This is a genomic window from Hasllibacter halocynthiae, assembly GCF_003003095.1.
Lineage (GTDB): Bacteria > Pseudomonadota > Alphaproteobacteria > Rhodobacterales > Rhodobacteraceae > Hasllibacter > Hasllibacter halocynthiae.
This window is the reverse complement of record NZ_PVTT01000001.1, coordinates 579,786-592,098: the sequence shown is the minus strand read 5'-3', so window position 1 is coordinate 592,098 and position 12,313 is coordinate 579,786. Positions and strand designations below refer to the sequence as shown.

Annotated in this window: 13 protein-coding genes and 1 other RNA gene; 12 read left to right on the top strand and 2 right to left on the bottom strand. The window is 70.2% G+C overall.

What is annotated here, in order from left to right; genetic code table 11:
• Positions 1 to 3 precede the first annotated feature (3 nt).
• Together BCF33_RS03045 and queA are read right to left on the bottom strand one after the other, a co-directional pair.
• Positions 4 to 522 (bottom strand): winged helix DNA-binding protein, encoded by a 519-nt coding sequence (locus BCF33_RS03045; protein WP_106159444.1) that lies wholly within the window; start codon positions 520 to 522, stop codon positions 4 to 6.
• A 95-nt stretch (positions 523 to 617) separates the two neighbouring features.
• A complete protein-coding gene (gene queA, locus BCF33_RS03040; RefSeq protein WP_106159443.1) occupies positions 618 to 1,652 on the bottom strand; it encodes a tRNA preQ1(34) S-adenosylmethionine ribosyltransferase-isomerase QueA in 1,035 nt (344 codons plus the stop codon).
• An 82-nt stretch (positions 1,653 to 1,734) separates the two neighbouring features.
• Here queA and BCF33_RS03035 point away from each other — a divergent pair, with 82 nt between their 5' ends.
• The 12 genes from BCF33_RS03035 (at position 1,735) to BCF33_RS02975 (ending at position 12,288) form a co-directional block, all read left to right on the top strand.
• Positions 1,735 to 2,217, top strand: a complete 483-nt coding sequence (locus BCF33_RS03035; RefSeq protein ID WP_106159442.1) for a peroxiredoxin — start codon at positions 1,735 to 1,737, stop codon at positions 2,215 to 2,217.
• 203 nt (positions 2,218 to 2,420) lie between these two features.
• A complete protein-coding gene (locus tag BCF33_RS03030; RefSeq protein ID WP_245883697.1) occupies positions 2,421 to 3,728 on the top strand; it encodes a DUF5930 domain-containing protein in 1,308 nt (435 codons plus the stop codon).
• The gene (locus BCF33_RS03025; protein WP_106159440.1) at positions 3,718 to 4,227 is read left to right on the top strand and encodes a bactofilin family protein; all 510 of its coding nucleotides are present in this window, start codon (positions 3,718 to 3,720) and stop codon (positions 4,225 to 4,227) included. Before BCF33_RS03030 ends, BCF33_RS03025 begins: the two co-directional genes overlap by 11 nt.
• Before the next feature lie 563 nt (positions 4,228 to 4,790).
• Entirely contained in the window at positions 4,791 to 5,951 is a 1,161-nt protein-coding gene (locus BCF33_RS03020) for a cytochrome P450 (protein WP_106160174.1), read from the top strand.
• A gap of 71 nt (positions 5,952 to 6,022) precedes the next feature.
• Positions 6,023 to 7,054: an extracellular solute-binding protein gene (locus BCF33_RS03015; RefSeq protein WP_106159439.1), complete on the top strand. Its 1,032-nt coding sequence runs from the start codon at positions 6,023 to 6,025 to the stop codon at positions 7,052 to 7,054.
• 113 nt (positions 7,055 to 7,167) lie between these two features.
• Positions 7,168 to 7,518, top strand: a transfer-messenger RNA (tmRNA) gene (gene ssrA, locus BCF33_RS03010).
• 33 nt (positions 7,519 to 7,551) lie between these two features.
• A complete protein-coding gene (locus BCF33_RS03005) occupies positions 7,552 to 8,202 on the top strand; it encodes a DUF1194 domain-containing protein (RefSeq protein ID WP_106160173.1) in 651 nt (216 codons plus the stop codon).
• Positions 8,203 to 8,636: 434 nt separating this feature from the next.
• Positions 8,637 to 9,884 carry a chromate efflux transporter gene (chrA, locus tag BCF33_RS02995; RefSeq protein ID WP_106159437.1) on the top strand — a complete coding sequence of 416 codons (1,248 nt, stop codon included), beginning with the start codon at positions 8,637 to 8,639 and terminating at the stop codon, positions 9,882 to 9,884.
• A 65-nt stretch (positions 9,885 to 9,949) separates the two neighbouring features.
• Positions 9,950 to 10,453, top strand: a complete 504-nt coding sequence (locus tag BCF33_RS02990; protein ID WP_106159436.1) for an SspB family protein — start codon at positions 9,950 to 9,952, stop codon at positions 10,451 to 10,453.
• 67 nt (positions 10,454 to 10,520) lie between these two features.
• Positions 10,521 to 11,912 (top strand): class II fumarate hydratase, encoded by a 1,392-nt coding sequence (gene fumC / locus BCF33_RS02985; protein WP_106159435.1) that lies wholly within the window; start codon positions 10,521 to 10,523, stop codon positions 11,910 to 11,912.
• Positions 11,909 to 12,079, top strand: a complete 171-nt coding sequence (locus tag BCF33_RS02980; protein ID WP_106159434.1) for a DUF4169 family protein — start codon at positions 11,909 to 11,911, stop codon at positions 12,077 to 12,079. The genes fumC and BCF33_RS02980 overlap by 4 nt, the downstream gene beginning before the upstream one ends.
• Positions 12,076 to 12,288 carry a ribbon-helix-helix domain-containing protein gene (locus BCF33_RS02975; protein ID WP_106159433.1) on the top strand — a complete coding sequence of 71 codons (213 nt, stop codon included), beginning with the start codon at positions 12,076 to 12,078 and terminating at the stop codon, positions 12,286 to 12,288. The genes BCF33_RS02980 and BCF33_RS02975 overlap by 4 nt, the downstream gene beginning before the upstream one ends.
• Positions 12,289 to 12,313: the final 25 nt, after the last annotated feature.

Below are 12,313 nucleotides of genomic sequence, written 5' to 3'. Positions count from 1 at the left end.
CCGCTAGAGGGACGCGGCCGCACGGCTGGCCTGGTCGTACTGACCTGAGAGCGCACGAAGACGGGCTGCCATCTCGCGCATCTGCGGGCCCGTCAGGTCGGTCCGCCCCAGCCCTTCCAGGAAGCATTGGGCACGCAGCTCGCGGTAGGAGTCGCAGAGGTCGCGGCCCTTCGGCGACGTGGCGTAGAACACTTCCTTCCCCCGTTTCTCGGAAGATAGGAGACCCGCCCGCAGCAGCTTGCGGAGCGCGTAGTTCACCGTGTGCGTGTCCTCGATGTTCAGCAGGAAGCTGATGTCCGTCAGGCGCTTGTCGCGTTCCCGATGGTTGACGTTGTGCAGGACCAGGATCTCCAGCGGGGAAAGCTCGCTGCCGGCGGCGGCCATGCACCGGACCGTCCAACGCGAGAACGCGTTGAAGGCGACGATGAGCCCGAACTCGAGCTCGGACGCCTCCCAGCCCTCGCCGTCGGCCAGATGGCGGCTCGACACGATGCGGCGGCGTTCGGGATCGGTTTGGGACATGGATCGATGCCTTCTCGCTGACGTTTCACCCGCATTCTGCGACAGACGGACGAGGTGCGCCACAGAACGGCACACGGCCTGAGGCGCTCGGGGCGCTACGGGACGAGAAGGCTCGCGTCGCCGTAGGAGAAGAAGCGGTAGCGCTCGGCGATCGCGTATGCGTAGATCCCTCGGATGCGGTCCATGCCCATGAAGGCGCCGACCAGCATCATCAAGGTCGAGCGCGGCAGGTGGAAGTTCGTCATCAGCGCGTCCGAGGCGCGGAACCGGAAGCCCGGCGTAATGAAGATGTCGGTCGCACCTTCCCAGGGCTGCACCATACCCGTCTCGCGCGCGGCGGTTTCGAGCAGGCGCATGGCGGTGGTGCCCACGGGGATCACCCGCCCCCCTTCGGCACGTGTCGCTGCGATCTCGGCCGCGGCCCGCGGGGCGATGCGCCCCCGCTCGGCGTGCATGACGTGATCATCGGTGTCCTCGGCCTTCACGGGAAGGAACGTGCCGGCCCCGACATGGAGGGTGACGTGCGTGAAGCCCACCCCCCGCGCCCGCAGCGCGGCGAGCAGCGGCTCGTCGAAATGGAGGCTCGCCGTGGGGGCGGCGACGGCCCCGGCCTCGCGCGCCCATACGGTCTGATAGTCGGTCCGATCGGCGTCGTCCGCGGCGCGGCGGCCCTCAATATAAGGGGGAAGAGGCATACGGCCTGCCCGCTCCAGCGCGGTGTCGAAATCTTCCTCCGCCCGGAAGGAAAGGATGGCGGCGTCCCCCTCGCGGCCCGCGAACGTGGCGGAGAGGCCGCCCGGAAACACGATGATCTCGCCTTCGGAAAGCTTGCGCAGGGGGCGGACCAGCGCGGACCAGCGGCCGTCCCCGCGCGGCTCGAGGAGGGTCACGTCCATCCGCGCCTCCGCCTCGCCACGCCGCCGGGTACCGGTCAGCCGCGCCGGGATGACCTTCGTGTCGTTCAGCACCAGGCGGTCGCCCGGTCGCAGCACGGACGGCAGGTCCGACGCCCGGCGGTCCGCGATCGCGCCCGCCTCGGCCACGAGAAGCCGTGCGGACGAGCGCGGGCGCGCGGGGCGCACGGCGATCAGTTCCTCGGGCAGGTCGAAGTCGAACGCGTCCAGTCGCATGGGGCACGCCGCTACGCCGCCGCCCTTGCCGCCTCAACCCCCCTCGCCCACAGTCCGAGCGTGCAACCGGAAGGAGACAGGCATGACCGTGACCGAAGGTGACCAGGCCCCGGACTTCACCCTTCCCTCGGCGGATGGCGAGGTGACGCTGTCGGCCATTGCGGGACCCGTCGTCCTCTACTTCTACCCGCGCGACGACACGCCCGGCTGCACCACGCAGGCGAAGGACTTCACCGCCGCGGGAGGAGGGTTCGCCGATGCGGGCGTGACCGTGCTGGGCGTGTCGAAGGACACGGTCGCCAAGCACGACAAGTTCGCCGCCAAGCACGACCTTTCCGTGCGGCTCCTGTCCGACGCGGAGAGCGACGTCTGCGAGCGCTACGGCGTCTGGGTCGAGAAGAACATGTACGGCCGCAAGAGCATGGGGATCGAGCGGTCTACCTTCCTGATAGGCGCGGACGGAACCGTGCGCCGGGTCTGGCGGAAGGTGAAGGTCCCCGGGCATGTCGAGGAGGTGCTCCGGGACGCGCGCGCCCTCGGCGGCGAACCTGCCGATTCGGCGTGAGGCCGGGGGCGCAAGGGGCTGACGGCGGCCGATAACCAGCTTTACCACGCGTTATCTCGGCAACAATCCGCACAACCTGCAGCCCTTCGGTGCCGGTTTGGCCGGAATTCCGGCTGGCGCCTTGGAGTTGTCCCGTCATGCCCTCTAGAACGTCCCGGACCGGCCCCGCCGCCGGTCCTTGCAACGGCGACGGGGACCCACGCGTGAAGACACCGACCATCTATCGCCTGCACGTCTGGCTCGAACGGATCCTCCCCGAGCGCCGCGTATTCCTCCGGTCGGACACCACCACGCGCTACATTCGGCTGCGGCCCGGAACGCAGCTCGTCGCGCTCTTGGGCGGCTCCGCGATACTTGCTTGGTGCATCATCGCCTCCGCGATCGTCCTGATGGACTCGATCGGGTCGGGGTCGGTCCGTGATCAGGCAAAGCGCGAGCAGCAGATCTACGAGCGGCGGCTCAACGCCCTCGCGGGGGAGCGTGACGATCGGGCCGCCGAGGCGGCCCAAGCGCGCGAGCGGTTCGACACGGCCCTGGCCCAGCTGGGCGACCTTCAGACGCAGCTGCTGGAGGCCGAGCACGCGCGCGCCGAGCTCGAGCGCGGGATCGAGATATCCCATGCCCGCCTGCGCGAGAGCCTGGGCGAGCGCGACGCCCTCGGCTCGCGCCTCGCGGCGCTGTCCGAGGGCGAGGGCGTCGTACCGGCAGCGGAGGGGGCGGAGCTGGACGCGATGGTCGCCGCCCTGGCGACCACCGCCGCGGAGCGCGACGAGATCGCCCGGACGGCCGCCCTCGCCGAGGAGGAAGCGGACCGCCTGCGCGCCGACCTCACCTTGATCGAGCGGCGCAACGACGAGATATTCACCCAGCTCGAGGAAGCGGTGAGCGTCTCGATCGCCCCGCTCGAGACCATGTTCCGCAACGCCGGCATGCCGCCCGACCGCATCCTGGACGAGGTCCGGCGCGGCTACAGCGGCCAAGGCGGCCCTATGGAGGAGATTCTCTCGACCTCCGGACGCTCCTCCGTCGATGCCGCCCGCGCCGCCGCGATCCTCGAGCAGATGGAGGAGATGGACCTCTACCGCATCGCGGCCCAATCCCTGCCCTTCGCCAATCCCGTGCCGTCGGGCAACTACCGCCAGACCTCGGCCTTCGGGCCGCGCCGCGATCCGATCCGGGGCGGCACGCGGATGCACAACGGGCTGGACTTCGCGGGCGCGCGCGGCACGCCGATTCACGCGACCGCGTCGGGCGAGGTGATCCGCGCCGGCTGGTTCTCCGGCTATGGCAGGACGGTCGAGATCCGGCACGCCCATGGGGTCATGACGCGCTATGCGCATCTCAGCTCGATCTCGGTGGACGTGGGCCAGCAGGTCTCGCGCGGGGAGCGGATCGGTGGTATGGGCACCACCGGACGGTCCACGGGAGTCCATCTGCACTACGAGGTGCGGATCGGGGACCGGGCGGTGAACCCGATGACATGGATAAGGGCAGGACGAGATGTTTTCTAAGAACAAGCCGGGCGAGAGCGCGAAGCCAGAATCCGCCGCCACCCCCGCCGCCGCCGGCAGCCGCCCGGCCGAGTACAAGCCCGCCCCCTCGCAGGCGACGTCCGGCGCGCCTAAGGCCAAGCCGCCCGCCTCGGTCCTCTCGCCCGACCTGAACATCGACGGCGACATCAGAACTTCGGGCGACGTGCAGGTCGAAGGACAGGTGAAGGGCGACATCCGCGCCCATCTGCTGACCGTGGGCGAAGGCGCGACCGTCAACGGCACGGTGATCGCCGACGACGTCGTGGTCAACGGCCGAATCGACGGGACGGTGCGCGGGTTGAAGGTCCGGCTGACGGCCACCGCGCGGGTGACGGGCGACATCATCCACAAGACGATCGCCATCGAATCGGGCGCCCAGTTCGAAGGGTCGGTCCAGCGGCAGGACGACCCGCTCGCCGGCGCGAAGGCCGGGGGCGCGGGCGGCGGGGGCGCGCCCGTCCCGAAGCCCGCCGGCTGAGGCGACAGTCCATCACCGGAACGAGCAGAGGCGCCGCACCCGCGGCGCCTTCTTCGTTCCGGACGTCGCCCTGCCCCAAGGAACCGTGACCTTCGACCTTCGCGCACGTTTCCGCCCGTGCGCCCTGTTCCGCCGCCCTTCCCGCCGACGGCTTCTGCCCGCCCTCGCACCGCCTTGGATCCTGGCAGCCGCCATCCTCGCCTCCGCGACGGGGTCATCGGCGCCCCGGTCGTGCCATCCCCTGCGTCCACGTGCGTGGAACTCGACGGCTTCGCCGACGGATGTGGCCTCGATCGACGACGCCGACCTCCTGCCGCTGGCGGCGCTAATCCTCGCCGGCGATGCGCCGGGGGTCGCTACGGCGTGGCGGATGTGTTCGGCGCAGGCACCGCCGTCTTCGTCGACGCCGCCTTCCGCGGTGGCGGCCCCCCCCCCGAGCGCCAAAGCTAGGGCGCCGCGAACGCCGGATGACCTTGAGCACCGGAGATCGCTGCGATCGCCCCGAAATCCGCGGCTTCAGGGTGGACAACGCAGCCGGCGGCGGGATGGGTTGGAACATGGAGATGCCCCGGATCAGCCAGGACCCGACGGAGCCAGCCTTCGTCCAGGACCCCTACCCCCACTACGCCCGGATGCGCGCCCTCGGCCCCCTGGTGTTCTGGGAGGAGTACAGGATGCCTTGCGCCACCACGAACGCCGCCGTCATGGCGGTTCTGAAGCATCGCGGCATGGGCCGCGAAAGGCGGCCCGCGCTGGAGGTTCCGGCACGGCTGGCGCCCTTCTACGCCATCGAGGCCCATTCCATGCTGGAGCTGGAGCCGCCGCGCCACACTCGGCTGCGGGGGCTGGTGCTGCGGGCCTTCACCTCGCGTCGGGTCGGGGCGCTGCGGCCGGAGGTCGCGACCCTCTGCGACGCGCTCATCGACGCCTTTCCCGAGGGGCCGTTCGACCTCCTGCCCGCCTACTGCACGCCGATCCCCGTGACGGTGATCGCCCGCCTGCTCGGGGTGCCGGACGCGGACGCGCCGGACCTGCTGCGGTGGTCCACGGGAATGGTCGGGATGTACCAGGCGGGCCGCACGCGTGCGATGGAGGACGCCGCCGTCGCCGCCACGGCAGAGTTCGTCGATTACCTGCGCTGCGTGATCGCGGTGAAGCGGCGCGCTCCGAAGGACGACCTGCTGTCGGAGCTGATCGCAGCGCGGGACGGCGCGGACCGCCTCTCGGAGGAGGAGATGGTGACGACGGCCATCCTCCTGCTGAACGCAGGGCATGAGGCGACCGTTCATGCGCTGGGCAACGCGGTGGCCCGGCTGCTGGCGGACGGATGGGTGCCCGGGAACCCGGCGCGGGCCGCCGAGGAGGCCTTGCGGTTCGACCCGCCGCTGCATCTCTTCACCCGCCAGACCTACGAGGACGTCGTCGTAGAAGGCATCGCGATCCCGGCTGGAACCGAGGTCGCGGCCCTCCTGGCCAGCGCGGGGCGCGATCCGGCCGCCCATGACGGCCCGGACGGGTTCGATCCAGAACGCGCACCCAAGGCGAACGCCGCCTTCGGCGGGGGCATCCACTTCTGCGTCGGCGCGCCCCTCGCCCGGCTGGAGATAGAGGTCGCGCTGGAGCGTCTCTTCGCGCGCCGCCCTGCCCTGCGCCTCGCCGGCGAGGCGCGATACGCGCCGATCTATCATTTTCACGGCCTCGCCGCGCTGCCGGTCCGGCCTTGAAGGCGGGCGCTTGCGTGCCCCTGCCGCCCTGCTAGCGTTCCCGTTCCAAGTCACCGTCCAGGGAGGACACTATGATGCGCCGCCTTCTCGCCGGCACCACCGCCCTTCTCGCGCTGCCCGCCGCCGCGCAGGAAGCCGACCTCTTGATCATGGATTATGCCGGGTTCGAAGATCCCCGATATCATACGGCCTATGCCGAGCGGTATGGCGGCAGCCCCGACTATTCCTTCTTCGGCGATGAGGAAGAGGCGTTCCAGAAGCTGCGGACGGGATTCGAGGCGGACTTGGCGCATATCTGCTCCGACTCCGTTCCGAAATGGACCGAGGCCGGCCTGATCGAGCCTTGGGACACGGATCGGGTCGCCGCCTACGACGACCTCAACGACGAGCTGATCGGCGCCCAGAGCGGCGAGAGCGAGGTGTTCTACCTTCCGGCCGACTTCGGATCGACCGCGATCGCCTACAACACGGACGAGGTGCCCGCCGAGGACGTCGCCTCGCTGGAGGTGTTCAAGGACCCTGCCTACGCGGGACGGGTCACGATGCCCGACAACGTCGCCGACGCCTATGCGCTGGCCTACCTCGCCACCGGAGTGACGGACTGGACACAGGCCACCGAAGAGGATTTCGAGGCCGCGACCGCATGGCTACGCGAGGTGCATCCGAACATCCGCACCTACTGGGCCGATCCGGCCGAGCTGGCGCAGCTCATGGCCTCGGGGGAGGTCCTGATCTCCTGGGCATGGAACGAGACCTATCCGACGCTCGCCGACGAGGGCTTCCCCATCGGGTTCGAGCGGGAGCCGGAGGAAGGCTCCTCCCTATGGGTTTGCGGCTGGGTCAACCTCGCTGACGGCCCGGGGTCGGAGGACCAGGTCTACGACTACCTCGACGCCTACTATGCACCGAGCTCCACCCGGCCGCTTCTAGAGGACGGGTTCGGGCATGCCAACGCGGCAGCGATGGCGGACGTGTCGGCCGATGATCTCGAGGCCGCGGGGCTGGGCGAGGTGAGCGGTCCGGTTCTGGCGCAGCTCCCGCAGTCCGCGGACCTGCGGGAGCGGCAGATCGAGGCGTTCGAGATGATCAAGGCAGGGTTCTGAAACCGAGGCTTCCGGCCCGCCCGGCGCCGGAAGCCGCGCGGCCTCTTGCCCACCCCTTGCGGAGGGCGGCGCCGGAGCGCAGCGCCGCCCCTGACGAACGTTTGGTCGGGAGAAGCCTTCACAGCGCCTACTCGGGCGCCTATATCTGTGATGTCCCCTCGGGGACTATGGACATAAACGCGCGCGGAATAAGCGGTTCGGACCCGGGGGCGGTACCCGGCGGCTCCACCACCATCCCATCGTTGGGGGATCATGGGGCCGAAACAGGATCGACGAACGTGTAAAGGCGTCTGCTTTGTCTCGGTGAGGTACCACCGTCATCGGTCCGATTTGTACAGTTGCCAACGACAACCGTGCTCCGGTCGCGCTGGCTGCGTAAGCAGTCCGCAAGACCGAAACTTAAGCCGCTGCGCCTAGCCGCGTAGCGCGGGGTTCGCAGGCACCTGGCAACAGAAGCCTGCACTTTACCTTTTCCCATGCCCCGGCCAACCTTCGGCATGCGTGCGGCCGCCCTCCTGCTGTGCTGCCTGGCCCTTCCGGCGCGGGCCTGCGGCACGGCGCTGCTCCTTCTGATGGACGTCTCGGGCTCGGTCGATCGGGCGGAGTGGCGGCTGCAGTCCGAAGGGCTGGCGGCCGCGCTCGAGGATCCCGCCATAGCCGAGATCATGACGCGCGAGAGGAATGCCCTGGCCGTCGTGCAGTGGTCCGGCACGGGTCTGCAGCGGGTGGCGATCCCCTGGACGGTCGTGGACGGCCCGGCAGCGTTGGCCGCTTTGGCGGAGCGGGCCCGCACGATGCCCCGCTCGGGGGCGCTGGACGGGACCGCACCGGCCGAGGCGCTGGCATTCGGGCTGCGCCTCATGGCCGGGGCGCCCGAATGCGGGCGGCGTGTCATCGACGTGTCCGGCGACGGCACCCCGAACGGGGGGGGTGACGTCCGCCCCCTGCCCCGCGAGGCGGAAGCGGCCGGGATCACGATCAACGGCCTCGCCATCGAGGCGTTGGGCCCGGGGCTGCCGGTGACGAACTTCTACCGCGCCGCGATCCGCACGCGGGACGGGTTCGTCATGACTGCGCGGGGCCACCGCGACTTCCCCGCGGCGATCCGCCGGAAGATCCTGCGCGAGATCAGCCGCGTGACGTCTTGACCTGCCGCACCGCCGCCGTGTGCCAGCCCAGAGGGGTTCCACGAGCGCCCTGCGAGGTCAGCGCCGAAGTCTCGCACCCGCCGGATCGCCGATGCCGCATGCCTTTCCCCAATATCAGCCCGACCCACTTGATAGCTCGCCGGGCACAGGCCTATGCGCTGGTTGTCCTAGACCTCACCCTGCCGAAGGATCATGCGACGTATTCCCATGGCCTGGGGGATGCCCGTCGTGGATGTCCCGGGGATGCCATTGAAGATGCCGGTGGTCGTCGTCTGCCGGAAGCGATGCGGACGAGGCGGGGGGCTTCACGCGATCTCGGTCCGGCCCGCCCGGCTTCAAACGGATGACGCGGAACTGATGCAGGCGGCGCTTACGCTCCGTGACGCGCCCTGCGGATGGGCGCGAGACACCCGGGACGAGGAGCATCGCCACCCATGACCCCCGACTGGTCCGAGATGACGCGCGTCTTCGGGCGCATAGGGGTCCTGTCGTTCGGCGGACCGGCCGCGCAGATAGCCCTGATGCAGCGCGAGCTGGTCGACGAGCGGCCCTGGCTGACGCAGGAGCGGTTCCAGCGCGCGCTGGGCTTCTGCATGATCCTTCCGGGCCCGGAGGCGATGCAGCTGGCGACCTTCTGCGGCTGGCGGCTGCGGGGCACGGGCGGCGCGCTGCTGGCCGGGCTGCTCTTCGTCGTGCCGGGGGCGGTCGCCATCTTCGCGTTGGCGCTGCTCTACCTTTCATATGGCGATCTGCCGACTGTCGAGGCCGCCTTCCTCGGGATCAAGGCGGCAGTCGTCGTCGTCGTCGTGCAGGCGCTGGCCAAGGTCGCGCGGAAGGCGCTGACCGACACGTCGGGCCGGGTGATCGCCGTGCTGGCCTTCGTGGCCATCTTCGCCCTGGATGCCCCCTTCCCCTCGATCCTGGCGGCCGCTGCTCTCTGGGGGGCGTTGGCGACGGAAGGGCCCGGCGCGCCGGCGGAGGGGCCGGCGGCCTCGATGAGGGACATGGCGCGGACCTCCGCTATGTGGGGTGCGATCTGGCTCATCCCCCTGGTGGTCCTCAGCCTCGCCGGGGCGGAGCGCCTGGCGGCGGTGGGGTGGTTCTTCGCCAAGCTCGCCGTGCTCACCTTCGGGGGCGCGTATGCCGTCCTCGCCTGGATGGCGCAGGAGGTCGTGGAGGACCGGGGCTGGCTGACGCCGGATCAGATGATCGATGCGCTAGGCCTCGCGGAGACGACGCCGGGGCCGCTGATCCTAGTCACGCAGTTCGTCGGCGCGCTCGCCAACGGGCCCGGCGCCTGGGGGCTGCTCGCCGGAGGGCTCGTCGCGCTTCATGCGACCTTCGCGCCCTGCTTCCTGTGGATCCTCGTCGGCGCGCCGTGGCTCGAACGTCTGACCGCGCAGCCCCGCCTCGCCGGGGCGCTGCGCGGCGTGACGGCGGCGGTGGCCGGGGTGATCGCCGACCTCTCGCTATGGTTCGCGCTGCACGTCGTGTTCGGGGGGGTCGGCCGGCTGGAGGCGGGGCCGCTGTCGATGCCCTGGCCGGAATGGGGCACGCTGGACCCGGCGGCCGCCGGCCTTTCCGCGCTGGCGGCGGGGTTGATCCTGCCGAACCGTCTGCCGCTGATCGCCGCGCTGGGCATCATGGCCTTCGCCGGGCTTGCGACGGCAGCGCTGCGCTGACCCTCTTGGAACCCCCGGCGGCCCGGCCTAGGCTGCCCGGGAAGCACCCCGGGGGGAACCTGAAGATGACGCGCCGCCTGGACTACGGCAGCCTGATGCATCGCGCCATGCGCGGCCTGATCCGCGACATCCTGGAGGATGTCGGCGCGAACGGCCTTCCCGGCGAGCACCACTTCTTCATAACCTTCGACACGATGCACCCGGACGTGGGCATCGCCGACTGGCTCTCGGACCGCTATCCCGGCGAGATGACCATCGTGCTGCAGCACTGGTTCGACGCGCTGGAGGTCGACGAGGAGGGGTTCGGCGTGACGCTGAACTTCGGGGACGCCCCCGAACGGCTGCGCGTGCCCTTCGAGGCGATCCGCACCTTCGTGGACCCGTCCGTCGAGTTCGGCCTGCGCTTCGAGGCGCAGGACGAAGCCGCCGCCGACGAGCCGGAGGAGGAGGCCGACGCCCCCGTCGCAGGCCTACCAGCCCCGCTGGCCGAGGACGCCCCCCAGGAGGAGGAGGACGCCGACCGTCCGGCCGCCGAGGTCGTCAGCCTGGACCAGTTCCGCAAGCACTGATCTCCGGAGGCTTTCCCCCGGAGAGGCGCGCAGCTAGCAAGCGCTCGAACGCCAGGGAGGGAAAGCAATGGCCGCGACGCGCACCGAGACCGACAGCTTCGGACCGCTCGAGGTTCCGGCGGATCGTTACTGGGGCGCGCAGACGCAGCGCAGCATCCTGAACTTCCCCATCGGCTGGGAGCGGCAGCCCGTCGCCATCGTCCGCGCCCTCGGCGTCGTCAAGCACGCCTGCGCGGAGGCCAACAAGGCCCGCGGCGCCCTGGACGACCGCATCGCGGACGCGGTGATCAAGGCCGCGACGGAGGTGCACGAGGGCGAGCTGGACGACCATTTCCCCCTCGTGGTCTGGCAGACCGGTTCGGGCACCCAGTCGAACATGAACGCCAACGAGGTCATCGCGAACCGCGCGATCGAGATCCTCGGCGGGGAGGTCGGCTCGAAGGATCCGGTGCATCCCAACGATCATGTGAACATGGGGCAATCCTCGAACGACACGTTCCCGACGGCGATGCACATCGCGGTCGCCACCACCGCGCGCGACGTCCTGCTGCCGGGCCTCAGGAAGCTCGCCGAAGCCCTCGAGGCGAAGGCGGAGAGCTTCGCGGACATCATCAAGATCGGCCGCACGCATACGATGGACGCCACCCCCCTGACCCTCGGGCAGGAGTTCGGGGGATACGCCCATCAGGTCCGGATGGGCATCCGCCGGATCGAGGCGGCGTTGCCGGCCATCCACGAGCTGGCCCAGGGCGGCACCGCCGTGGGCACGGGCCTGAACAGCCCGAAGGGCTGGGGCGAGGCCGTCGCGGCCAACGTCGCGCGCATAACGGGGATCGGTTTCGTCACAGCCCCCAACAAGTTCGAGGCGCTGGCCGCGCATGACGCCATGTCCGAGATGTCTGGCGCCTGCCGGGTCGTGGCGGCTTCGCTCTTCAAGATCGCGAACGACATCCGGTTCCTCGGGTCGGGCCCGCGCTGCGGCCTGGCCGAGCTGAAGCTGCCCGCGAACGAGCCGGGGTCCTCGATCATGCCTGGCAAGGTGAACCCGACCCAGTGCGAGGCGATGACGCAGGTCTGCGCGCACGTCATGGGCAACGACGCCGCCACCGGCTTCGCGGCGAGCCAGGGCCATTTCGAGCTGAACGTCTACAAGCCCATGATGGCTTACAACCTGCTGCAGTCCATGCAGCTTCTGGGGGATGCGTCGGTCGCCTTCACCGACAATTGCGTCGAGGGTATCGAGGCGGACGAGCGGCGGATCGATGCCCTCATGCGGGAGTCGCTGATGCTGGTCACCGCGCTCGCGCCCGAGATCGGCTACGACGACGCGACAGCCGTCGCCAAGGCGGCGCACGCCAACGACACCACGCTGCGCGAGGAGGCGGTGAACCTCGGCTTCGTCACGCCCGAGCGCTTCGACGAGGTGGTCCGCCCCGAGACGATGATCGGCCCCAAATGAAGCCGATGAACCTGAACCGCGCCCGCAAGGCCCGTGCGCGGGCCGAAGCGAAGCGGCAGGCCGACGAGAACGCCGCCCGCTTCGGGCGCACGAAGGCCGAGCGCGAAGGAGACCGGCGGGAGGCCGAGCGGGCCCGGCGCGATCTGGACGGCGCAAAGCGGGAGTGAGACCCGAGAAACACTCGCTGACGCTGCGGGGGCACCGAACCAGCGTATCGCTCGAGCCCGAATTCTGGGCCGCCTTCCGGGCCATCGCGGCACGGGAGGGGCGCACGCTCAACGACCTGGCCGCCGAGGTGGACGAGGCGCGTGGGACCGGCCGCGGGTTGGCGAGCGCGATCCGGGTCTTCGTGCTGGAGCGGGCGGCGAGGGGCTGAGCCTTCGCAGGTTGCTGAAGCCCCC

Bases quoted from the DNA above. Each gene is read 5' to 3' on its own strand.
- BCF33_RS03045 (WP_106159444.1), bottom strand. From the start codon at position 522: ATGTCCCAAACCGATCCCGAACGCCGCCGCATCGTGTCGAGCCGCCAT.
- queA (WP_106159443.1), bottom strand. From the start codon at position 1,652: ATGCGACTGGACGCGTTCGACTTCGACCTGCCCGAGGAACTGATCGCC.
- BCF33_RS03035 (WP_106159442.1), top strand. From the start codon at position 1,735: ATGACCGTGACCGAAGGTGACCAGGCCCCGGACTTCACCCTTCCCTCG.
- BCF33_RS03025 (WP_106159440.1), top strand. From the start codon at position 3,718: ATGTTTTCTAAGAACAAGCCGGGCGAGAGCGCGAAGCCAGAATCCGCC.
- BCF33_RS03020 (WP_106160174.1), top strand. From the start codon at position 4,791: ATGCCCCGGATCAGCCAGGACCCGACGGAGCCAGCCTTCGTCCAGGAC.
- BCF33_RS03015 (WP_106159439.1), top strand. From the start codon at position 6,023: ATGATGCGCCGCCTTCTCGCCGGCACCACCGCCCTTCTCGCGCTGCCC.
- BCF33_RS03005 (WP_106160173.1), top strand. From the start codon at position 7,552: ATGCGTGCGGCCGCCCTCCTGCTGTGCTGCCTGGCCCTTCCGGCGCGG.
- chrA (WP_106159437.1), top strand. From the start codon at position 8,637: ATGACCCCCGACTGGTCCGAGATGACGCGCGTCTTCGGGCGCATAGGG.
- BCF33_RS02990 (WP_106159436.1), top strand. From the start codon at position 9,950: ATGACGCGCCGCCTGGACTACGGCAGCCTGATGCATCGCGCCATGCGC.
- fumC (WP_106159435.1), top strand. From the start codon at position 10,521: ATGGCCGCGACGCGCACCGAGACCGACAGCTTCGGACCGCTCGAGGTT.
- BCF33_RS02980 (WP_106159434.1), top strand. From the start codon at position 11,909: ATGAAGCCGATGAACCTGAACCGCGCCCGCAAGGCCCGTGCGCGGGCC.